Source organism: Janibacter cremeus, assembly GCF_029395675.1.
In the GTDB taxonomy this organism is placed as follows: domain Bacteria; phylum Actinomycetota; class Actinomycetes; order Actinomycetales; family Dermatophilaceae; genus Janibacter; species Janibacter cremeus_A.
This window is the reverse complement of the sequence record NZ_CP115184.1, coordinates 2,185,636-2,206,557: the sequence shown is the minus strand read 5'-3', so window position 1 is coordinate 2,206,557 and position 20,922 is coordinate 2,185,636. Positions and strand designations below refer to the sequence as shown.

Here is a 20,922-nt window from a genome sequence, read left to right as displayed (position 1 = left end):
CGAACTACTGCAGGCAGTACCTGGTATCGCCTGCCGTAGCTCGAGGTGCTGCAGACGATACGAACTGCTGCCTGCAGTAGTTCGTCGTCGGAGGGCGAAGGGGGTGGCCCCCACGGCTCCGGGCGGCTACCGTGCGGTAATCGGTGCCGGCGACGAGGCCGGCCCACCCCCTGGAGGTCCGCATGCGCACTCGCCGCACCCTGTCCGTCGCCACGTGCGTCGCCGCTGTCGTCGCAGGCGTGGGGGTGAGCGCACCCGCAGCGACGGCCGCGTCTCCTGAGCCGGAGGTCGTCCAGCTGGGCGACTCCTACTCCGCCGGCAACGGCGCGGGCACCTACACCGACCAGAGGTGCTGGCGCTCGCCGGACAACTACGGCGCGCGCGTCGCGGAGCAGATGGGGGCCGCCTACGACAACGTCGCGTGCAGCGGCGCCGTCGTTGCCGACATCCTCGAGCCGCGTCCGCTGGGCAGCTCCACCACGCGCACCGCCACCTACGAGCTGCCGGGCAGGGCCGCCAACGTCGAGCGCCACTGGCTGCGCCAGGCGCAGAGGCAGCAGCTGTGCGGCACGCCCGCGCAGGACGACTGGTACTTCGACTACACGATCACCGACAGCACCTTGGTCAAGGGCACGGGCACCAACCGCGGCCTGACCGCCACGGTCGAGTGCCAGCTGACCGCGGCACCGCAGATCGACGCGGTCACGAAGGACACCGACGCGGTCTTCCTCACCATCGGCGGCAACGACGTCGGCTTCTCCACGATCGTCCTGTGGTGCATGGCGGCGCGCAACGCCGCCGCCTGCCAGCAGTCCCTGGACGCCGCGAACGCCCGGATCCCCCAGCTGCAGACCGACATCGAGGCGGCGCTCGCCGCCGTCCACGAGCGCTCCAACGGCAAGGCGGACATCTACCTGCTCGGCTACCCCTTCCTGCTGAACACCGACAGCTACGGCATCCCGGAGGCGGCTCCGACCTACGACGCGGGTGCGGCCCTCGCCGCCTTCCAGGATCGGGGCGACGGGGCGATGGCCGAGGCCATGGCGATGCTGGACTCCAGCCTCGACGGGCCCGGTGACCTCACCTTCGTCGACGTCAAGCCCGCGTGGGGTGGGCACACCCACGGCCTCGACCCGCGCAGGACGCCGGACAACAGCGACGCCTGGTTGGTCCCGGTCGGCGCGCCGGGCGCCCAGATCCCGGAGTGGGTCCACCCGACGGTCGAGGGCTACCGGGCCTCGGCCGACGCGCTGCTCTCGGCGATCGACTGACCGATCTCGGCGGACGAAGGGGGCCGCGCGGCCCCCTTCGTCGCGCCGAGCCTCAACAGTCGTATAAGGTTTGTCCATGGTTGCAGCGGCGGGGTCACGGTGGAGGGCGCGTCTTCTCGCGGGGGTGCTCCTCCTCGTGTGGTTGGCCGTCGCCGGGGTGGGGGGCCCGCTCGTCGGTCAGCTGACCAGCGTGCAGAACAACGACCAGGCCTCCTTCCTGCCCGACGACGCCGAGTCCACGCAGGTGGCTGCGCGGCTCGGTGAGTTCGGCGCCGACAGCACGCTGCCGCTCCTCCTGGTCGTCGAGGACGAGAGCGGCGTGGACCGCGCCACCATCGGTGAGCTGCAGGGCTGGGCGAAGCAGTTGCCGCAGCAGAGCATCGAGGACGTGCCGGGCACGGTCGGGGACTACCTCGCCGAGTCGCAGGTCCCGGTCATCCCCGCCGAGGACGGCGAGGCGGTGCTGGTCCCGCTGACTCTCGACGCGGCCGAGGCGGAGCAGACCGTCGACGAGACGGCGATCTCGACGCTGATCGTCGAGGCCCTGCGCGCCGACCTCGCCCCGGACGTGGACGCCCAGGTCGCGGTCACCGGACCGGCCGGGTTCGTCGCGGACCTGGGGGAGGCCTTCGCGGGCATCGACGGGATCCTGCTCCTCGTCGCGCTCGTGGTCGTGCTGATCATCCTCGTGGTGGTCTACCGCAGTCCGATCCTGCCCTTCGTCGTGCTGACGACCAGCATCTTCGGTCTGGCCTTCGCGGCGCTGATCATCTACCCGATGGCCGACGCCGGCTGGATCCAGCTGTCCGGTCAGAGCCAGGGCATCCTCTTCATCCTCGTCGTCGGCGCGGCGACGGACTACTCGCTGCTGCTCGTCGCGCGCTACCGGGAGGAGCTGCACCGCGCCGACCCGCTGCCCGCGCTGCGCGTCGCGTGGCGGCAGACCTTCGGGCCGGTCGCGGCGAGCGGGCTGACGGTCATCGCCGGCCTGCTGTGCCTGCTGCTGTCCGACCTCGGCAACATCTCCAGCCTCGGGCCGATCGGTGCGCTCGGCATCGTCGGCGCGATGGTCGCGGCCCTGACCCTGCTGCCGGCGGCACTGGCGCTGCTCGGCCGCGCCGCCTTCTGGCCCTCGATCCCCAAGCAGGGCGACGAGCCCAAGCACCGGCTCTGGTCGGGTGTCGCGGACCGGGTCACGCGCCGTCCGCGCCGCACATGGATCGTCACTGCCGCAGCGCTGCTCGTCGCGGCGGGTGCCGCCACGACCTTCAACGCCTCGGGGATCACGCAGGCGGAGTTCTTCACCACGGACGTCGAGTCGGTGCAGGGGCAGGAGATCGTCGACGAGCACTTCGGTGGCGGTGACCAGCGGCCGGTCCAGGTGATCGTCCCCGAGTCCGGTGTGGCCGAGGCGAAGGGGGTGCTGGCCGACCACCCGCAGGTGGCCGACCGCGTCGAGGAGATGCCCTCGCAGGAGGGTTCGAGCGACGTGCTGCTCAGCGCGCCGCTGACCGTCGGCTCCGAGTCCGACCAGGCCCGGGAGACGGTCCGGGAGCTGCGTGACGAGCTCGATCCGGTCAGCCCGGACGCCCTCGTCGGTGGTGCCGCTGCGACGACCGTCGACACCGACAACGCGAGCCAGCGCGACTACGTGGTCGTCATCCCGGCGATCCTGCTCGTCGTCACGCTGATCCTCATCGGGTTGCTGCGCTCGGTCGCCGCCGCGCTGATGCTCGTCGCGGTGAACGTGCTCAGCTTCGCCGCGACGCTCGGGGTGGCCGCGGTGCTCTTCAACCACGTCCTCGACTACCCGGGCGCCGACCCGTCGACCCCGGTGCTGGCCTTCGTCTTCCTCGTCGCGCTCGCGGTCGACTACTCGATCTTCCTCATGACCCGTGCCCGCGAGGAGGCGCTCGCGGTCGGCACGCGACGCGGCATCCCGCGTGCGGTCGCGGTGACTGGTGGGGTGATCACGAGTGCGGGCGTCGTTCTGGCAGCGACGTTCTCGGCGCTGTGGGTGATCCCGCTGCTCTTCCTCGCGCAGATCGCCTTCGTCGTCGCCTTCGGTGTCCTGCTGGACACGATCGTCACGCGCTCGATCCTCGTGCCGGCGATCGTCGCGGACGTCGGCAACCGGATCTGGTGGCCGGGCGACGGGCGGATGGCGCCGGATGACGAGGCTTCGAGCGCACGTCCGGTCGGTAGGCACCGGGCAGGCGTCAGCTGAGCAGGAGCCGCAGCACGGCGGGTGCGACCAGCGCCCCGACGGCACCGACGAGCATCGATGGGCCGTAGGCGAATTCGTGCCTTCGACCCCTTCGCGAGACGAGCACGATCGCGGCGGCGACGACGCCACCGATGAGGAAGGTCGCCAGCGTCGCCCACATGACCTGGGTCCAGGAGAGCCAGCCGAGCAGCATCCCGAGCAGGCCGGCGAGCTTGACGTCACCGAATCCCATCCCGCCACCGGGCAGGATCGCCAGGACGAGGAAGAGAACGAAGAGCGCCACCCCGGCCAGCAGGGCACGGCCGAAGGGGGACCAGTCACCAATCGCGTTGCTGCACACCGCTAGCAGCACGGTCAGCACCGGGTATGCGGGCAGCTGGATCGCGTCCGGTAGTCGCTGGACGTCGAGGTCGACGAAGGCCAGCACGACCATCGTCCACACCGCCAGGACGTAGACGGCCGGGACGACGATCGGCTGGCCGGGGGCGATGGCCCACCACACGAGTGCCGTTACCGCCGCGGTCACGGGGACGACCCACCAGGAGGCGGGGCGGGGCAGGTCCAGCTCGTCCGCAAGGCGGTAGCGCGTCGTCGCCAGTCGTGGCCGCAACACCACCCCGACGGCGGCTCCCGTTGCGAGAGAGGCGATCAGGGCAAAGGTCGCAGACACACGAGCACCCTATCCGCGCCGGCAAGGGTACCGGGTGAGAAATTTTTCGAATTCTCTGGCAAAGGTCTGGTGCAATCCTTACTTCTCCCTTAATGTCTCTGGTGGGGGATCGGACTCACGGGGAAAGCACGATGGTGAGGTTTCGATCCGGGGGGTTCGAGATGGATGCGGACCGCGATCCAGTGCTGCCTTGATGTCGGCACGAAGGTCACCCACCTGCTTCACCGCCGACAGTTGTCCCCGGCGTCGGATGCAAGTGCAGTTCCGTGCAAAACCACTCGAACGCCACAGGTGCCGCGGGCACGTGGCACCTCAAGAAGGAGAAAGACCATGCTCGAGATCTTCGTTCGCCTCCAGAGCCTCATGACCCAGCGCGAGAAGGGCGCGACCGCCGTCGAGTACGGCATCATGGTCGCCCTCATCGCCGCGGTCATCATCGGGACTGTTGCCGCCATCGGTGACCAGCTCCTGATCGAGTTCAACACGGTCCTCACCGAGCTCACCACCTGATCGAGCTACCGGCATGATCCGTGGCGGAGGTGCCGCTACTTCGCGCCTCCGCCACGGATGTCCCTTCATCACCAATCATTGATCCCCTGACCTGTGCGCCAGGTGGTCCCCGGTATCAAGACTGCAAGAATGCGGAGGGGATTTCCGATGCGAGCGACTTCACGAGCTGGGTGGCAGCAGCGCGGCGCTGCCGCCGTCGAGATGGCGATCATGCTCCCTCTTCTACTGCTCGTCATCGGAGGGATAGTCGACTTCGGTCGGTACTTCCTCCAGGAAGTCCAGCTGACGAACGCTGCACGTGAGGGTGTCCGGGTGGCGGTCATTGGGGAGGCGGATGTCTTCCTGCGTGTCCAGGCGGCGGCCCCCGGGATCCCGGCCCTGACCATGGACCCTGCTGCCCCTGCCTGCGCCGGGGCCGGCACGACCATCGAGATCACGGTCGCGGATCCGGACTTCGACTGGATCCTCCTCGGTCCGGCCATGAGCTTTTTCGGCGGCTCGGCCACGTCACTTCCGGACGCTGAGTCCACCGCCGCGATGAGGTGTGAAGTCTGATGAGACTCCCGGTCCTCAACCGGCTCCGTAGCCGAAGTCGCGCAGATGGGGAGCGTGGTGGCGTCGCGGTCACCGTCGTCGCCTTCTTTGTCGGCAGCAGCGTGGTGCTGGGGATGCTCGCGATCAGCATCGACCTGGGCAATCTCACCTTCGAGCGCCGCCAGGTGCAGAACGGCGCCGACGCGACGTCCTTGGCGCTGGCGTCCGAGTGCGCCGCTGACGCGACCAACTGTGACCCAACTGAGGTGGAGGACCTGCTCGGCGCGAACTCCCACGACACCGCCGGCCGGTACCGCACCGATCGATACACCCCCGGCGTGTGTGCCCGCGGGACCGCCGACCAAGTGGGCCCACTCGACGGGGTCGACTGCGTCACCGCGGGGGACATCAACGATCTCGCTGAATGCCCTGAGCTGCCGGACTGGCTCGCTGCCGAGCCGGCCATCCCGTACGTCGAGACGTACTCGGCCACCCAGACGGATGGCGGCGACAGCGAACTCTTCCTGCCCTTCTCCCGCGTGCTGCTCGGAAGTGCCTCCGGCGACAAGGGCACCAGCGCGTGCGCCCGAGCCGCCTGGGGGATCCCGGTGGGGCACTCTGCCTCACTCCCCCTGACGATCTCGTCGTGTGAGTGGGATCTGCAGACCAACAGCGGTGATGACTTCGTCGCGAACGGTCCGGTCGGCGCCAAGCCCGGCTACGACGCGAGCAACCCGTGGCCGGACCCCTCTCGGGAAATCGTCATCCAGCAGCACGACCCCGGGGACGACGACTCCGACTGTGACTGGAACGGTAAGGACACTTCCGGTGGCTTCGGGTGGCTGGACGGCGGCTCCACCTGCGAGACCGAGGTCTCCGATGACGACTGGGTGCACATCGACGTCGGTGCCAACGTGCCCGCCCCCTGCGAGTTGCCGAACCTCCACGAGTCCGTGATCGACATCCCGATCTTCGACTGCATCGTCGGGGATGCGGCACTCGCGGTGGGTGACCCACCAACCACGCCCGAGGGCGTGTGCGACCCCACGAATCCGGATACGAGTGGGAACAACACGTGGTATCACCTCGCGGGATGGGCCAAGTTCTACGTCAGCGGCTACTCATTCCCTGGAAACACCAGTGGTGGCAGTTCACTCCCGGGCGGATACAACTGCTCAGGTTCGGAGAAGTGCCTCACCGGATGGTTTGTCACCGGGACAATCTCGGACGCGCCATCCATCGCTCCCCCGGGAGATCCCCTGGACGGGGACTTCGGGGTCGTCGCCATCAAACCCGCCGGCTGAGTCGGCCATGCCACCAATCCTGAACGAGAGCGAGCGTCCACTATGAACCGTCGCGTCATCGCCGTGCTGGTCGCGGTCGTGCTGGCCCTTGCCGGGGCCGGCCTCGTCATCAACTACGTCCGCGGGTCCGACGCCCGGGCGATCGCCGATGCAAAGGCGGTGCCCGTGTATGTCGCCGAACAGTTCGTCCCCTCGGGTACGACGCTCAAGGACGCGGTGCGCACCGAATTGGTTACGAAGACGAACGTCGCCGCCGGCGCACTGCCCACGGGCGCCCTGCAAGAGGTCGGGCCGGACAACAGCTCGCTGCTGGCGCTCGCCGACGTGCAACCGGGTGAGTTCCTCATGAATGACCGATTCGGGACCACACCGACAGGGGAGAAGGCCATCACCGTTCCCTCCGGGATGATCGCGATGTCCGTCGAGCTGTCCGATCCGGCTCGGGTGGGACAGTTCGTGACCCCCGGTACGCACATCGCGGTGTACGCCACCCACAAGATCAAGGCCGTCGGCGGCGACGAGGACAAGACCAAGGCGTTCAACGACCTCGACGTCCAGGGGACGACCGTCCTCCTGCCGGACGTGCAAGTTATCGCGATGGGCGACACGGCTCTGTCCACGCCGAAGGAGCAGGAGGGAGAGAAGGGTGACGAGCAAGCCGCAGACGCGCCGAGCTTCCTCGTCACACTTGCGGTCACGCCGAAGGACGCCCCCCGACTCGCACACGGCATCACCGAGTACACCCTCTACGCAGGCCTGCGCGGCTCCGACGTGAAAATCGACGAGGACTCGCACGCCAACGACATGACGATCTTCCCCCAGGACATGGGTGACCTGCTGAGGGAGGTGCAGGAATGACCATCTTGTGGGACTTCGATCCCGAGGCGCACCACACCTACCGCTACGCCCTCGGTGAGTCACCGGAGGTGATGTCGCACGGCCCGTCGATCCTCAAGGCCGCCGAGAATGGCGTCGGTCACCGCATGGTGGTCATCGGTGCGGACATTGACATCGAGTCCGCCTGCCAGCTTGCCGAGAGACTGCGCGTCGAGCGTCCCGAGGTGGGGGTTCTGCTGCTGCGCCACCGGTTGGACGTCAACGTCATGAGCCTGGCCCTGCGCAGCGGGATCCGCGAGGTCGTCCAGGTCGACGACCAGACGGCCCTGGCGGAGGCGGCGCGTCGCAGCGAGGCGCTGACCGCGCAGCTCGTTCGGGAGGGCGACGAAGGCGAGGGGTCGGGCGGCTCTCGTCAGGGCAAGGTCATCACCGTCTTCTCGGCGAAGGGCGGGGTCGGCAAGACGACAGTGTCGACCAATGTCGCCGCCCACCTGGCGGCGAGTGGCGCACGAACCCTTCTCGTCGACCTCGACCTGATGTTCGGCGACGTGGCGATCAGCCTCCAGCTGATTCCCTCCGGGACGGTGAGCGACCTCGTGTCCATGCGAGGGCACCTCGACCGGGCGGGTCTGGAGTCGGTGGTGGCCACCCATGAGGACACGGGCCTGGACGTCATCGCCCCGTCGAGTGATCCGGGTGAGGCCGAGCGGGTCCCGGCCGACGTGATCCTCGAGCTGCTGCGCACGGCCCGCTCCCACTACGCGTACGTCGTCGTGGACACTCCGCCCTCCTTCACGGAGCACGTGCTCACCGCTCTCGACGTCAGTGACCTCACCCTGCTCGTCGCGACCCTCGACATACCGGCGGTGAAGAACCTGCGGCTGGCGATCAACACCCTCGACACCCTGGGTGCCTCCGCAGAGAGCCGGGTCGTCGTCCTCAATCGTGCCGGGGTCAAGGTGGGACTGGACAGTGACGAGGTCGAGACGGCACTGAAACAACCGATCTCGGCGAGCATCCCTAATGATCTCGGCGTGCCCAAGGCAACCAACCGCGGGTACCCGATCGTCGTCCAGGACCCGCGCAATCCGGCAGCCGTGGCGATACGGGAGCTGGCCGACCGCGAGGTGCGGACCCGGTTCGGTGAATTGATCCAGGAGAGCCCGCGGCGCGGGCTCGGGCGGCGAAGGAGCAAGGTATGAGCAATCTGGCCGACCGATTGGATCAGGCCCGTAGTGCCCGGGCCGGCGAGGTTCCTCGACAGGCGAGCCCGGAACGGCGGGCCAAGACGCACAGGCGGGGTCAGGACCCCTTCGCCGAGGTCAAGGACCGCGTCCACCAGTCCCTGGTGGCCTCGCTCGGGCCGCGTCTGTACGACCCGCACCTGTCCGAGCAGGAGCTGGCGACCCAGGTGCGCCACACCCTGCAGCAGGTCATCGACTCCGAGAACACCCCGCTGTCCCAAGCCGATCGGACGAAGATCGCCCAGGACGTCTCCGACGACATCCTCGGCCATGGTCCCCTCGAGCCGTACCTGCGCGACCCCGAGGTCACCGAGATCATGGTCAACGGCGCCGAGGACATCTACATCGAGAAGGAAGGAAAGATCCTCGCCGCCGGGACGCGCTTCGCTGACGAGTCACACCTGCGTCGCACCATCGACAAGATCGTCTCCCGGGTCGGGCGCCGCGTCGACGAGTCCAGCCCCATGGTCGACGCCCGCCTGCCAGACGGTTCCCGCGTCAACGCGCTGCTGCCTCCCGTCGCGCTCGACGGCTCGATGCTGACCATCCGCAAGTTCGCGAAGGATCCCCTAACCGACAATGACCTCATCTCGATGGGCACGATGTCCCCGTCGGTGCGCGACTTCCTCGAGGCCTGCGTACGAGGCCGGCGGAACATTCTCATCTCCGGCGGTACCGGCTCCGGCAAGACCACCACGCTTAACGTCATCAGCTCCTTCCTGCCCGACGATGAGCGGATCGTCACCATCGAGGACGCGGCGGAGCTGCAGCTGCACCAACGGCACGTACTGCGCACCGAGTCCCGCCCGGCGAACATCGAGGGCACCGGGGCGATCACGATCCGCGATCTTGTGCGCAACGCGCTGCGTATGCGCCCTGACCGGATCATCGTCGGCGAGGTGCGCGACGGCGCCGCCCTGGACATGCTGCAGGCGATGAACACCGGCCACGACGGATCGCTGACGACCGCCCACGCCAACTCACCTCGCGACAGCCTCTCCCGTCTGGAGACAATGGTGCTCATGGCGGGTGTCGACCTGCCCATTAGGGCCATCCGTGAGCAGGTGGCCGGGGCCATCGACCTCATCGTCCAGCAGGCCCGGCTCAAGGACGGCTCACGCCGCATCGTGGCCGTCACCGAGGTGATCGGCATGGAGGGGGACGTGGTCACCCTGCAGGACATCTTCACCTTCGACTATGCAGCCGGACGTGACGAGCACGGTCGCTACCTTGGACAATTGGTGCCCACCGGCATCCGGCCCGCCTTCGTCCAGGAGCTCGCCGACCTGGGGGTCGAGCTACCGGTACACCTCTTCGCGCGGATCACCCCGTGATCCGCCTCGTCCAGCGCATCTTTGCCGCAATGGTGCTTGCGGTGGTCTTCGCTGCCCTGTCAGGCACCTCGGCGAGCGCTGCTCCGGACGTCTCGATGAGTGACGTCGAGTCGCGAGGTGATTCCTTGACCGGCGTGCTGACCTTCCGCGGGTCCGAGGTCATCCAGGTCGACCCGGGGAGTCTCACCGCGACCATCGACGGGCGAGAGCGCGACGCCGACGTCGCGAGCTCCACGAGCGTCCAGCGGTCGTCGATGCTCGTCATCGACACCAGCGGGTCGATGGGTGTCGACGGGATGGCCACGGTGAGGGCGGCGACGCGTGCCTACCTGGCCGAGGTGCCGAAGGACGTCAAGGTCGGGGTGGCGACCTTCGCCAACACCGCCGGTGTGGACCTGAGGCCCTCCGCCGACCGGCAGCAGGTCCGGCGCATCGTCAACGGCCTCGCCGCGCGGGGCGAGACCAGCCTTTACGCCGGGGTGCTCGCCGCGGCCAAGGCATTGGGCAACGATGGCGACCGCAGCATGGTTCTGCTCAGCGATGGGGCCGACACGGTCAGTACCCGACCCAAGATCGACTTGGTCAAGGCCACGAAGGCGGTGCGCGAGCGCGGAGTCCGCGTCGACGTCGTGCGCTTCCGGACCGAGGACAAGGACACGATGAACGCCCTCGACGGCTTCGCCGAGGCAGGAGACGGGTCGGTCCTGGCTGCCGACGACGCCGAGGCGGTCGGTGACGCCTTCCAGAGCGCAGCCCGTGCGCTGAACTCGCAGGCTCCCTTCGAGATCACGACCCCGGAGCAGCTGTCCGGTCGCCATGTGGTCCGACTGGAAGGAAGCGCCAACGGTGACCCCTTCGCCGTCGAGCGGATGGTCACCCTCGACGGGTCACCTGAAGCGCAACCCGATGAGACAGAGCCAGGGGCGGTGCCCGCCCACGCCGAACCGGCCGCCAGCGGGTGGTTGGCATCCTCACCGTGGCCGTGGCTCGGTGCCTTCGCCATCGGCACGGCGATCTTCCTGCTCGCCTTCGGAACCCTCACCCCGACGGTCCGATCCCGCCGCGAGCTGAGGCTCGCCGGAATCGATGCCTACGTCGTCCCGGCCAAGCAGTGGTCCCGCAGGGAAGGGCGGGAGGAGAGCAAGGCGATCAGTGAGCGACTCGTCGACTTCGGTGAGCGCCGGATGGCCAAGCGAGGCTCCACCGCCCGCACGATGCAGCTGGTCAACCGCGCCGACCTGCCGCTGCGCGCGGGGGAGTGGTACGTGCTGTGCGGCGTGGCGATCATCGTCGCGATCGCCGTCTTCATGGTGGTCCTGCCGGGCCCCTGGTTAGTCGGTGTCCTCGTCGGTCTGGTCGTCGGGCTGATCGTGCCGCAGGTTCTGCTTCGGGTGCTCGCTGCGCGCCGGGCTCGCGCCTTCGAGCGGGCCCTCCCTGACTCCCTCGTGCTCGTCGCGACGAGCCTGAAGAGTGGGTTCGGCCTGATGCAGTCCCTGGACGCCGTGGCGCAGGACTCCGCACCCCCGGTGGACAAGGAGTTCGCCCGCGCCCTCGCCGAGACGCGCATCGGTACCGACATCGCGGACGCGCTGGAGCGGCTGGCCGAGCGCATGGGCAGTCAGTCAATGGCGATGGCGGTCATGGCCATCCGGATCCAGCGTGAGGTGGGCGGCAACCTCGCGGAGACCCTCCAGACAACGGCCCACACGCTGCGCGAGCGCGAGGTGCTCTTCCGCCAGGTCAAGGCACTCTCGGCTGAGGGGCGGCTGTCGGCGTACATCCTCATCGCCCTGCCGTTCGCACTCTTCTTCTACATGCTCTTGGTCAACTTCGAGTACGTGCAACTGCTGTGGACCACTGCCTTCGGACTGCTCATGTCCATCGGAGCACTCGTAGGCATCACCATCGGCATCTTCTGGATGAGCCGCGTCGTCAAGATCGAGGTGTGACATGACCATTGCTCTCGTCGGGGTCGCGATGATCGCGCTCGCCCTGCTCGTCCTCGTCCTGGTGCTCGCCTTCACGCTCCGACCGTCCGAACCGACCGGGGTGGCACGCGGCCTGGCCCTGATCGAGGGGACGGTGTCCTCGAGGTCGGTCGTGCGCAGCGAACTGCCGGCCTCGGAGCGCTTCGTCGGGCCCGTGCTCGCCGGTTCGCGCGGGTTGGCCCGCCGGCTGTCCCCGAGCGGGAGGGTCGACCGGCTGGCCAGCGGACTGGACCGCGCCGGGAATCCCCCGCCGTGGACGGTCGATCGGATCATGGGAGTCAAGGGGATGTGCCTGCTGCTGGGGCTCGCCCTCGGACTGAGCTTCGGTGGCCTCACCGTAGTCGGAGTCCTGGTGGCGGTGGGCCTCGCGGCGGCGCTCTTCCACCTGCCAGACATCTTGCTGTACAACGCGGCGCTGCGACGTCAGGAGCGCACCTCGAAGGACCTCGCCGATGTCCTCGACGTGCTCACGGTATGCGTTGAAGCGGGGCAGGGCTTCGACGGAGCCATCCTGCGGGTGGCCCGGACCACCGACGGCCCGCTGTCGGGGGAGTTCGCCCGGGTGCTGTCCGAAATCCAACTCGGCAAGACCCGCGCTCAGGCTTTCTCCTCGATGGGGCAGCGGGTCGTGCTGCCGGAGGTGAAGAACTTCGTCTCGGCGATCGTGCAGTCCGACCGGCTTGGCATCCCGGTCGCCAAGGTTCTGCGAGAGCAGACCTCGTCGATGCGGGTGGTCCGCCGGCAGAAGGCCGAGGAACAGGCGCAGAAGGTCACCGTCAAGATCCTCTTTCCGCTGCTCTTCTGCATGTTCCCGGCCATGTTCGTCGTCATCATCGGTCCCGGTGCGATCCGAATGATGGAAAACATGTTCGGCTCGGGTGGGGCGCTGTAGCTCAAGCCGAAGGTTCTCGACGGTTCCGCCTTGTCCTTCGTGACCTCTGAACGCATAACACGCGCCCCCACTGGGCTCAGTCAGTCGACGTGGCTGGAAGGATCGCTTGAGTCGCCGAGGGTGGGCGATGCCAAGCCGTCGGAGGTCAGAGTGAAGGCAGTCTGCACCAGCCGCGTGAGCTCGTCAGGCGAGCTGTCCGATTTCGCCCACAGCCGCATGGCGGCGGTCACGGCGGTCACGGCGGCAGCGGCGACGAGCCAAGGGTAGAGGTCCCTGTCGACGTCGCCACCAGTGCGCTCGGCGATCTTCAAGCGCAGGAGCTCCTCCATGTGCGCGTGCTGTGCCACTTGGTACGGGCGCAGGGAAGGGTTGTCGTCGATCAGCTGCATCTTCTGCACGCTCAGGCGCAGATCCTCGGGGGTGGTCGAGGCCACGAAGTTCGTCACCACCTGGCGCAGGGCCTCAAGGGGTGCCTCGTCCTCCGGGCGCTGTGCGAACTCCTCGATCAGGTCCGTCGAGGCATCACCGCCGGCGGTCACGACTGCCTCTTCCTTGCACGAGAAGTAGTTCGACACCGTGCGCGGCGAGACGAAGGCCACCTGCGCGATCTCCTCGATCGTGACGTCACTCAGCCCTTTTTCCAGGGTCAGCTGAAGCGCGGCGTCCGCGATCGACTCGCGGGTCATCTGCTTCTTCAGCTCTCTGAGGCCCAGCTCTTCCTTGACCATTTCCTTACTATACACGAAGTGCCCTGCCTGCGGAGTTTCTTGATCTGCAAAATTGTCGGCCCTAGGGAACCTACGGCACCGGAGCCGGTCGCGCACACCAGAGGGGTCCATGTTGCGGTGGCGGCTCGCGCGACCAGAATCCGAATGTCGTTCTCTGAGTGCGGGTTTCACGCCGCCATAGTGGCCAGGGCACTGCATATATTCACAACGAGAAAACTCGTGCTTTGCGCGAGTTTGCGTGAACGGCAATCATCTGCCATCCTTCTCGTGGCGCTGGTTCATCACAGGAACTGGGCCTCCCCCTGATCGGGTCAGACGACCCGCAGACCTAGTGAAGGAAAAGTCATGAACCGTGCAGCCGCTTACCTGGCCACCATCTACACGCTCGTCGGCGACCGCTTCGAGGGTCGCAAGGAGCGCGGCGCCACCGCCGTCGAGTACGGGCTTCTCGTCGGCCTGATCGCGGTTGTCATCATCGTCGCGGTCACCACTCTCGGAACTGAGTTGAACGACATGTTCACGACGATCGGGACCAAGCTGGGTGGGACGACCGAGCCCGTCCTCTGATCTCCGCTTGATCCGTCACCGGCGCAGCAGCCAGCGGCTGCTGCGCCGGTCGCACATCTGGAGGGTGCATGACATCTCGACGGCAGGATCGTGGTGTGGCGGCAGTGGAGTTCGCTCTTGTGCTCCCGCTGCTGGTGGTCCTGGTGCTCGGCATCGCGGAGTTCGGGCGCGCCTACCACGTCCAGACCATGCTGTCGGCCGCGGCCCGCGACGGTGTCCGAGTGATGGCCCTGCAGGACAGCCCCACCGACGCCCGCGCCGTGGCGAAGGCCTCGGCGTCGCCGCTCCTGACGCTGACGGACGGTGACATCGGTGTCACCCCCACGACCTGTGCCACCACCACAGATATGGCGCAGACGGCCACCGTCACGATCACCCAGGAGCTGAGCCTGATGCTCTTCCCCGAGCAGCTCACCGTCACCCTCACCGGCCAAGGAACCATGCGATGCAACGGTTGATCCGGCGCGAGGAGCGCGAGCGCGGTGCCGTCGCCGTCGTCGTGGCGCTGATGATGGTGCCGCTGATCGGCTTCGCGGCCATATCCATCGACGTCGCCGCCATGTACGCCGAGCGCCAGCAGCTGCAGACCGGCGCCGACGCCGCCGTGTTGGCCATCGCCCAGGACTGCGCGCGCGAGGCTTGTGGCGACCCCGCCCAGACGGCCCAGGAGCTGGCCGTCCCCAACAGCAACGACGCGGACCCCGCGGCGACTCTTGCCCACTTCGACCCCACCGTCGGCCGGGTCACCGTGAACAACCAAGGCACGAGTGAGCACTGGTTTGCCCCCGTGCTCGGGCAGGACGACAGCGCCGTGGTCTCGGCCAAGAGTTCGGCCGGCTGGGGCTACCCGAGCGGTGGTACCGCCATGCTGCCCCTGGCCCTGTCCTACTGCGAGTGGGACAGCCAGACCGGCGGGGGTATTCCCTCGGGAACAACGCCGCGCACGATCTATCTGTCCGGCACCAGTGGCGCCGCCACGCCGTGCCCGGGGCCGTCCGGCAACGTGCCCGGCGGGTTCGGCTGGCTCAAGACCGACGGGTCCACCAGCTGCAACGCGACCTCGGTGATCCTCCAGACCCTCCTGACGGACACCGGTGTCTCGGTCTCCAGCGGATGTACTCCCGAGGACTTCGTCGCCCTGCACGACACCACGGTGCTCCTGCCCATCTTCGACAAGTCGACGGGCACGGGCTCATCCGCGACGTACCGCGTGTACGGCTACGCGGCCTTCAGGCTCACCGGGTACAGCTTCAACGGCGAGTACAAGTGGAACGCTCCGTGCAGCGGTGACGCTCGGTGCATCCGGGGGTACTTCACCCAGTTCGTGGACCTTTCCGACGCCTTCGACTACAGCATGACAGCGCCGACGCTCGGTGCCGCCGTCGTCGCCCTGACCGAATAAGAGGAACGCCCCCGTGTCCCGTCGTCTTCTCGCCGCAGCAGTGGCCCTCGTGTTGACCATCATCGGCACCCTCGTCATCGTCTCCTACGTGGCCGGTGCGGACGAGCGCGCCATGTCCGACCTCGAACCCGTCAAGGTGCTCGTGGTCACCGAGGAGATCCCCAAGGGCACGTCGGCCGGCCAGCTGGCCGATCGGGTGGCCCTCGAGACGGTTCCGGCCTCCGCGAAGGCGCCCGGTGCCCTGTCCTCCCTGGACGAGGTCTCGGGACAGGTCGTCGAGACCGAGCTGGCGACCGGCGAGCAGCTGCCGGCCCATCGCTTCGTCGAGCCTGACGCGCTTGCCGCGGCGGGGGAGGTCGAGGCACCCGCCGGGATGCACCAGATCACCGTCCGGTTGGACCGCACCCGTGTGGTCGGTGGTCATCTGCTCGCCGGTGAGAAGGTGGGCATCTTCGTCTCGCTCGAGGGTGAGGCCCAAGACGGCAAGACCCACCTGATGGACCACAACGTACTCGTGACCAGGGTTCAGGGAGGGGTGGCCCCGCCGGCTGACCCGGCAGCCGAGCCAGCCGCCGAGCCGGCGGCTGCCGCACCGCCGGCCGAGACCATCTTGGTCACGCTGGCACTCGACGCGCCTGCGGCGGAGAAGGTCGTCTACGCGGCCGAGTACGAGCGCATCTGGCTCTCGCTGGAGGGTGCGAAGGCTGACGCCAGCGGCGCCGCCGTTGCGACGCGGGAGAGCCTGTACAAATGACCCGCATCGCACTGGCCACCGCCTCCGCGGACCTGGAGGCCCGGTTCCGCGCCGCGACCGGAGGGGCATTCCTCCCGTTGCCTCCGGCGCCCCTGCCGAGCAACCCGGCGCACCTCTTCGCCCAGCTCGACGGCGCCCCCGCACCGGACGTGGTGGTGCTGGACGCCGAGCTGGCCGTGGATCACGCCCTCGACCTGGCGACGCTGCTGGACGAGCAGTGCCCGCAGATCGCCGTGGTCCTGGTCGCCGAGCACGGGCCCGACCTCGGGCTGGCCGCCATGCGCGCCGGCGTCCGCGACATCCTCCACCCGCAGGCCGAGATCGCCGAGATCCAGTCCGTCCTCGACCGGGCCGCGCTCGCAGCGCAGGCACTCGCGCACACCGTCGCGCCCGCGAGCTCGGACGCCCCACCGGCGACGGGACGGGTGATCAGCGTGCTCTCCCCCAAGGGGGGCGTGGGCAAGACCACCGTGGCCACCAACCTGGCCGTCGGGCTGGCGCGCACCGCCCCCAACTCCACCGTCCTCGTCGATCTCGACGCGCAGTTCGGCGATGTCGCCACCGCCCTGGACCTGGCCCCGGAGTTCACCCTGGCCGACGTCGTCCACGGCTCGGCGGCACGCGACTCGATGGTCCTCAAGACCTTCCTGACCCTCCACGAGACGGGCCTGCATGTCATCTGCGGTCCGCCCTCGCCCGCCGCGGCCGACACGATCACGAGCGAGGACGTGTCGCAGCTGCTGCAGATGCTCTCTCTCGAGTTCCGCTACGTCGTCGTCGACACCGCTCCGGGTCTGTCCGAGCACACTCTCGCCGCGCTGGACCGAACCACCGACCACGTCCTGCTGACCAGCATGGACGTGCCGGGCGTGCGGGGCCTGCGCAAGGAGCTGGACACGTTGGCAGAGCTCGGGATGCTCACTCCCGCCCGGCACGTCGTCGTCAATTTCGCTGACAAGCGCGGGGGGCTGTCGGTCGCGGACGTGGAGGCCACGATCGGCACCAAGGTCGACCTCCGGCTTCCCGTATCGCCTGCCACCCGGGTCGCGACCAACAAGGGGGTGCCGCTCCTGCAGTCGGGGGGACGCGACCCCGTGACGAAGCAGCTGCGACGCCTCGTCGAGCGACTCACGATCCCGGAGACCGTCACCGCGCAGCCGGACCCCGACTCGCGCCCGCCCCGTCACGGACGAAGGAGAGGACGATGAACCTGTCCGAACGCCTGCAGGCCGCACGTGACCAGCAGGGCGGCGGGCGGCCCGCTGTCCCGGGCTCCGCCGCCGCTCCGCAGCGCCCGGTGATCCCGCCTGTGGCCCCGAGCCCCCCGAGCGCGAGCGGGAGCGAGAGCGCCCCGCCATCCGTGCCACGACCGGCGATGGCCCAGCCGGCGAAGACGCGCGCGGAGGACACGAGTGCCCGGGCGACGACCGCGCCCGCCTCGCCCCGGAAGACGTCCCCGGGGAAGTCCCCCCGCACGTCGCCGGCCACCGTCTCGGCGGGCGGCGATGCGCTCACCAAGCTGAAGGACCGCGCCACCGCGACCCTCTTCGAGCGGATCGGCGCCCGACTCAACGACCCCTCGCTGGGTGAGGACCAGCTCCACCAGATCGTGCGCACCGAGCTGAACCACGTCGTGGAGGAGGAGAAGGTGCCCCTCTCCGGCGACGAGCGCCGCAGACTGATCCGCGAGGTGCAGGACGACGTCCTCGGCCACGGCCCGCTGCAGCGGTTGCTCGACGACCCGGAGGTCACCGAGATCATGGTCAACGGCCCGGAGATGGTCTACGTCGAGCACCAGGGCAAGCTCACCCGCAGCGATGCGCGGTTCACCTCCGAGGAGCAGCTGCGGCGGGTGATCGAACGCATCGTCTCCCGGGTCGGTCGCCGGATCGACGAGTCCTCCCCACTGGTCGACGCACGGCTGGCCGACGGCTCCCGCGTCAACGCGGTCATCCCGCCGCTGGCCTTCAGCGGCTCGACGCTGACGATCCGCAAGTTCGCCAAGGATCCCTTCAAGGTCAACGACCTCATCGGGTTCGGCACCCTCAGTCACGAGATGGCAGAACTGCTCCAGGCCTGCGTCGAGGCACGGCTGAACATCATCGTCTCCGGTGGCACCGGCACGGGGAAGACCACCCTGCTGAACGTGCTCTCCTCCTTCATCCCCGAGGGGGAGCGGATCGTCACCATCGAGGACGCGGTGGAGCTGCAGCTGCAGCAGGAGCACATCGTGCGCCTGGAGAGCCGCCCGTCCAACATCGAGGGCAAGGGCGAGGTCAGCATCCGCGAGCTGGTGCGCAACTCGCTGCGCATGCGCCCCGACCGCATCGTCGTCGGCGAGGTCCGCGGCGGGGAGACCCTGGACATGCTGCAGGCGATGAACACGGGCCACGACGGCTCGCTGTCGACCGTGCACGCGAACTCACCTCGTGATGCCGTGGCGCGTCTGGAGACCCTGGTGCTCATGGCCGGCATGGACCTGCCGCTGCGGGCCATCCGCGAGCAGATCGCATCCGCGGTCGACGTGATCGTCCAGCTGACCCGTCTGCGCGACGGCACCCGTCGAGTCACCGCGGTCACCGAGCTGCAGGGCATGGAAGGGCAGACCGTCACACTCCAGGACGCCTTCCTCTTCGACTACTCAGCCGGCGTGGACGCCTCCGGCCGGTTCCTCGGCAAGCCGGTGCCGACCGGGATCCGACCCACTTTCACCGACCGCTTCGCCGACTTGGGCATCACCCTGTCGCCGAGCGTCTTCGGTGCACCCCAGAGCGGTGCCTACCGGTGACCCGGGTCCTGACGTCTGGCGCCGGGCCGGGTGTGATCGCCCTCGCCCTCGCGCTCCTCGTGCTGACCTACCTGCTGCTCAGCCCCGGACCGGCACGCCTGCCCAGGGATCGGCGGCGACCGCCGAGCGCGCGTCCCAGTGCCCTGACCGGTGCGACCGACACGGCGACGAAACTCGTCGACACGATCCTTCGCCGCCGTGGCGCCGACAACAGCATCGCTGCCGCTCTGGAGAACGCCGGACTGACCACGCGAGTCCAGGACTTCGCCTTCCTGGTGGGCATCGGTGCCCTGGTCGCCGCGACGATCGGCCTGCTCCTGGGGGGCCCGCTGCTCGCCCTCCCGCTGGCCGTGTCGGCCCCCCTCATCGCCAAGATCGCGCTCCGCGTCCTGGCGAGCCGGCGCCGGGTCGCGTTCGCCGACCAGCTCGACGACTCCCTCCAGCTCATGGCATCCAGCCTGCGGGCCGGTCACAGCCTCCTGCAGGCCCTGGCGTCCGTCGCCACCGAGGCCGAGGAGCCGACCTCGACCGAGTTCGCCCGCATCATCAACGAGACGCGAGTGGGCCGTCCGCTCAACGAGGCCCTCGACGAGACCGCCGAACGCATGGGCAGCGAGGACTTCAACTGGGTCACGCAGGCGATCGTCATCAACCGTGAGGTGGGCGGCAACCTCGCCGACGTGCTCGACGGCGTCGGCCACACCATCCGCGAGCGCAACCAGATCCGCCGTCAGGTCAAGGTCCTGGCGGCAGAGGGGAAGATGTCCGTCTACGTCCTCATGGCCCTGCCGGTCGGCATCGCGAGCTTCCTCTGGCTCACCAACCCCGCGTATCTGGCTCCGTTCACGCAGAGCCTCCTCGGCTACGGGCTGCTCGCCCTGTCGCTCGTGATGTTCGTCATCGGAGGCGTGTGGCTCCGCAAGACCGCGCGCATCAAGTTCTGATGGCCGTCATGGACCCGGAAGGAGGGCGAGCATGCCACCGATCATCCTGCTGACCGCCGTCGTCACCGGCCTCTGCCTGGGCGTGCTCGTCTGGACCGTGGTGGCCGGCCCGGACGTGACCCGCCGACGCGTCGTGACCAATCTCCATCGCGGCCTCCCCACCGAGGACGCCGATGGAGAGGACGACGGGGCGCGGGAGCCCGCCGCCGCTGCCCTTCCCGTGCTCGCCCGCCGACTCACTCCTACAGGGGTCATCAGGCGGTTGGACCTGCTGCACGGACGGGCGGGGCGCCCGGCGGCCTGGCAGCTCGACAGGCTCCTCGTCGTCAAGACGGTCCTCCCGGTCTTCGGCGTGCTCGTCACCCTGCTCGTGACCAGCAAGCCGCTCCTGATCGTCCTGGGGCTCGCGGTCACGCTGGTGTGCTATTTCGTGCCCGAGCTGCTGTTGTACAGCCGCGGCTTGGAACGACGCGAGGAGATCACCCTGTCGTTGGCCGACACCCTGGACCAGATGATGATCGCCGTCGAGGCCGGACTGGGCTTCGACTCCGCCATGGCCCGGGCCGGGAAGAACGGGGAGGGGCCGCTGGCTGAGGAGCTGGTGCGCACCCTGCAGGACATCCAGCTCGGACAGTCCCGCCGGGATGCCTACGACGCGCTCGCCCAGCGGACCGATGTACCCGACCTGCGCCGTTTCGTACGCTCGATCATCCAGGCCGACGCCTACGGTGTCGCCGTGGTCGACGTGCTGCGCACGCAGGCAGCCGAGATGCGGATGAAACGGCGCCAACGTGCCGAGGAGAAGGCCATGCAGATCCCGGTCAAGGTGATCTTCCCGCTGATGTTGTGCATCCTGCCGGTGCTCTTCATCGTGCTGCTGGGTCCGGTCGCGTTGAAGATGATGGTCGCCTTCAGCTGATCTGGAGGC

The 20,922-nt window shown here is 68.6% G+C and carries 20 protein-coding genes; 18 read left to right on the top strand and 2 right to left on the bottom strand.

What is annotated here, in order from left to right; translation table 11 throughout:
• Nucleotides 1-182 precede the first annotated feature (182 nt).
• Nucleotides 183-1,271, top strand: coding sequence for an SGNH/GDSL hydrolase family protein (locus O9K63_RS10365; protein ID WP_277237606.1), 1,089 nt, complete (start codon nt 183-185; stop codon nt 1,269-1,271).
• A 76-nt stretch (nt 1,272-1,347) separates the two neighbouring features.
• Nucleotides 1,348-3,498, top strand: coding sequence for an MMPL family transporter (locus O9K63_RS10360; RefSeq protein WP_277237605.1), 2,151 nt, complete (start codon nt 1,348-1,350; stop codon nt 3,496-3,498).
• Here the strand turns inward: O9K63_RS10360 and O9K63_RS10355 are convergent.
• The gene (locus tag O9K63_RS10355) at nt 3,491-4,168 is read right to left on the bottom strand and encodes a prepilin peptidase (RefSeq protein WP_277237604.1); all 678 of its coding nucleotides are present in this window, start codon (nt 4,166-4,168) and stop codon (nt 3,491-3,493) included. The two genes, O9K63_RS10360 and O9K63_RS10355, sit on opposite strands and share 8 nt — an antisense overlap.
• Before the next feature lie 330 nt (nt 4,169-4,498).
• Between O9K63_RS10355 and O9K63_RS10350 the strand changes: the two genes are divergently transcribed.
• The 8 genes from O9K63_RS10350 to O9K63_RS10315 all read left to right on the top strand — a co-directional run bounded on the left by O9K63_RS10350 (nt 4,499) and on the right by O9K63_RS10315 (nt 12,811).
• Nucleotides 4,499-4,678: a Flp family type IVb pilin gene (locus tag O9K63_RS10350; protein ID WP_277237603.1), complete on the top strand. Its 180-nt coding sequence runs from the start codon at nt 4,499-4,501 to the stop codon at nt 4,676-4,678.
• Between the two features lie 147 nt (nt 4,679-4,825).
• The gene (locus O9K63_RS10345) at nt 4,826-5,233 is read left to right on the top strand and encodes a TadE/TadG family type IV pilus assembly protein (RefSeq protein ID WP_277237602.1); all 408 of its coding nucleotides are present in this window, start codon (nt 4,826-4,828) and stop codon (nt 5,231-5,233) included.
• A complete protein-coding gene (locus tag O9K63_RS10340; RefSeq protein ID WP_431190316.1) occupies nt 5,233-6,516 on the top strand; it encodes a pilus assembly protein TadG-related protein in 1,284 nt (427 codons plus the stop codon). The genes O9K63_RS10345 and O9K63_RS10340 overlap by 1 nt, the downstream gene beginning before the upstream one ends.
• 42 nt (nt 6,517-6,558) lie before the next feature.
• Complete coding sequence (gene cpaB / locus O9K63_RS10335; RefSeq protein WP_277237600.1) at nt 6,559-7,374, top strand: Flp pilus assembly protein CpaB; 816 nt, start codon at nt 6,559-6,561, stop codon at nt 7,372-7,374.
• Nucleotides 7,371-8,555, top strand: a complete 1,185-nt coding sequence (locus tag O9K63_RS10330) for an AAA family ATPase (protein ID WP_277237599.1) — start codon at nt 7,371-7,373, stop codon at nt 8,553-8,555. Before cpaB (O9K63_RS10335) ends, O9K63_RS10330 begins: the two co-directional genes overlap by 4 nt.
• The gene (locus O9K63_RS10325; RefSeq protein ID WP_277237598.1) at nt 8,552-9,931 is read left to right on the top strand and encodes a CpaF family protein; all 1,380 of its coding nucleotides are present in this window, start codon (nt 8,552-8,554) and stop codon (nt 9,929-9,931) included. The genes O9K63_RS10330 and O9K63_RS10325 overlap by 4 nt, the downstream gene beginning before the upstream one ends.
• On the top strand, nt 9,928-11,880 hold the full coding sequence (locus O9K63_RS10320; protein ID WP_277237597.1) for a type II secretion system F family protein: 1,953 nt from the start codon (nt 9,928-9,930) through the stop codon (nt 11,878-11,880). The genes O9K63_RS10325 and O9K63_RS10320 overlap by 4 nt, the downstream gene beginning before the upstream one ends.
• A gap of 28 nt (nt 11,881-11,908) precedes the next feature.
• Complete coding sequence (locus O9K63_RS10315; RefSeq protein ID WP_277237596.1) at nt 11,909-12,811, top strand: type II secretion system F family protein; 903 nt, start codon at nt 11,909-11,911, stop codon at nt 12,809-12,811.
• Nucleotides 12,812-12,891: 80 nt separating this feature from the next.
• Here O9K63_RS10315 and O9K63_RS10310 read toward each other — a convergent pair whose 3' ends face one another.
• Complete coding sequence (locus tag O9K63_RS10310) at nt 12,892-13,539, bottom strand: TetR/AcrR family transcriptional regulator (RefSeq protein ID WP_277237595.1); 648 nt, start codon at nt 13,537-13,539, stop codon at nt 12,892-12,894.
• A 345-nt stretch (nt 13,540-13,884) separates the two neighbouring features.
• Between O9K63_RS10310 and O9K63_RS10305 the strand changes: the two genes are divergently transcribed.
• The 8 genes from O9K63_RS10305 (at nt 13,885) to O9K63_RS10270 (ending at nt 20,913) form a co-directional block, all read left to right on the top strand.
• Complete coding sequence (locus tag O9K63_RS10305; protein WP_277237594.1) at nt 13,885-14,106, top strand: Flp family type IVb pilin; 222 nt, start codon at nt 13,885-13,887, stop codon at nt 14,104-14,106.
• Nucleotides 14,107-14,174: 68 nt separating this feature from the next.
• A complete protein-coding gene (locus O9K63_RS10300) occupies nt 14,175-14,564 on the top strand; it encodes a TadE/TadG family type IV pilus assembly protein (RefSeq protein WP_277237593.1) in 390 nt (129 codons plus the stop codon).
• Entirely contained in the window at nt 14,552-15,508 is a 957-nt protein-coding gene (locus O9K63_RS10295; RefSeq protein ID WP_277237592.1) for a Tad domain-containing protein, read from the top strand. Before O9K63_RS10300 ends, O9K63_RS10295 begins: the two co-directional genes overlap by 13 nt.
• Before the next feature lie 13 nt (nt 15,509-15,521).
• The gene (gene cpaB / locus O9K63_RS10290) at nt 15,522-16,262 is read left to right on the top strand and encodes a Flp pilus assembly protein CpaB (protein WP_277237591.1); all 741 of its coding nucleotides are present in this window, start codon (nt 15,522-15,524) and stop codon (nt 16,260-16,262) included.
• Nucleotides 16,259-17,470, top strand: coding sequence for an AAA family ATPase (locus O9K63_RS10285; protein WP_277237590.1), 1,212 nt, complete (start codon nt 16,259-16,261; stop codon nt 17,468-17,470). The genes cpaB (O9K63_RS10290) and O9K63_RS10285 overlap by 4 nt, the downstream gene beginning before the upstream one ends.
• Entirely contained in the window at nt 17,467-19,050 is a 1,584-nt protein-coding gene (locus O9K63_RS10280) for an ATPase, T2SS/T4P/T4SS family (protein ID WP_277237589.1), read from the top strand. The genes O9K63_RS10285 and O9K63_RS10280 overlap by 4 nt, the downstream gene beginning before the upstream one ends.
• Entirely contained in the window at nt 19,047-19,994 is a 948-nt protein-coding gene (locus tag O9K63_RS10275) for a type II secretion system F family protein (protein WP_277237588.1), read from the top strand. Before O9K63_RS10280 ends, O9K63_RS10275 begins: the two co-directional genes overlap by 4 nt.
• 31 nt (nt 19,995-20,025) lie before the next feature.
• Nucleotides 20,026-20,913: a type II secretion system F family protein gene (locus O9K63_RS10270; RefSeq protein ID WP_277237587.1), complete on the top strand. Its 888-nt coding sequence runs from the start codon at nt 20,026-20,028 to the stop codon at nt 20,911-20,913.
• Nucleotides 20,914-20,922: the final 9 nt, after the last annotated feature.

Bases quoted from the DNA above. Each gene is read 5' to 3' on its own strand.
- O9K63_RS10365 (WP_277237606.1), top strand. From the start codon at position 183: ATGCGCACTCGCCGCACCCTGTCCGTCGCCACGTGCGTCGCCGCTGTC.
- O9K63_RS10360 (WP_277237605.1), top strand. From the start codon at position 1,348: ATGGTTGCAGCGGCGGGGTCACGGTGGAGGGCGCGTCTTCTCGCGGGG.
- O9K63_RS10350 (WP_277237603.1), top strand. From the start codon at position 4,499: ATGCTCGAGATCTTCGTTCGCCTCCAGAGCCTCATGACCCAGCGCGAG.
- O9K63_RS10345 (WP_277237602.1), top strand. From the start codon at position 4,826: ATGCGAGCGACTTCACGAGCTGGGTGGCAGCAGCGCGGCGCTGCCGCC.
- O9K63_RS10340 (WP_431190316.1), top strand. From the start codon at position 5,233: ATGAGACTCCCGGTCCTCAACCGGCTCCGTAGCCGAAGTCGCGCAGAT.
- cpaB (WP_277237600.1), top strand. From the start codon at position 6,559: ATGAACCGTCGCGTCATCGCCGTGCTGGTCGCGGTCGTGCTGGCCCTT.
- O9K63_RS10330 (WP_277237599.1), top strand. From the start codon at position 7,371: ATGACCATCTTGTGGGACTTCGATCCCGAGGCGCACCACACCTACCGC.
- O9K63_RS10325 (WP_277237598.1), top strand. From the start codon at position 8,552: ATGAGCAATCTGGCCGACCGATTGGATCAGGCCCGTAGTGCCCGGGCC.
- O9K63_RS10315 (WP_277237596.1), top strand. From the start codon at position 11,909: ATGATCGCGCTCGCCCTGCTCGTCCTCGTCCTGGTGCTCGCCTTCACG.
- O9K63_RS10310 (WP_277237595.1), bottom strand. From the start codon at position 13,539: ATGGTCAAGGAAGAGCTGGGCCTCAGAGAGCTGAAGAAGCAGATGACC.
- O9K63_RS10305 (WP_277237594.1), top strand. From the start codon at position 13,885: ATGAACCGTGCAGCCGCTTACCTGGCCACCATCTACACGCTCGTCGGC.
- O9K63_RS10300 (WP_277237593.1), top strand. From the start codon at position 14,175: ATGACATCTCGACGGCAGGATCGTGGTGTGGCGGCAGTGGAGTTCGCT.
- O9K63_RS10295 (WP_277237592.1), top strand. From the start codon at position 14,552: ATGCAACGGTTGATCCGGCGCGAGGAGCGCGAGCGCGGTGCCGTCGCC.
- O9K63_RS10285 (WP_277237590.1), top strand. From the start codon at position 16,259: ATGACCCGCATCGCACTGGCCACCGCCTCCGCGGACCTGGAGGCCCGG.
- O9K63_RS10280 (WP_277237589.1), top strand. From the start codon at position 17,467: ATGAACCTGTCCGAACGCCTGCAGGCCGCACGTGACCAGCAGGGCGGC.
- O9K63_RS10270 (WP_277237587.1), top strand. From the start codon at position 20,026: ATGCCACCGATCATCCTGCTGACCGCCGTCGTCACCGGCCTCTGCCTG.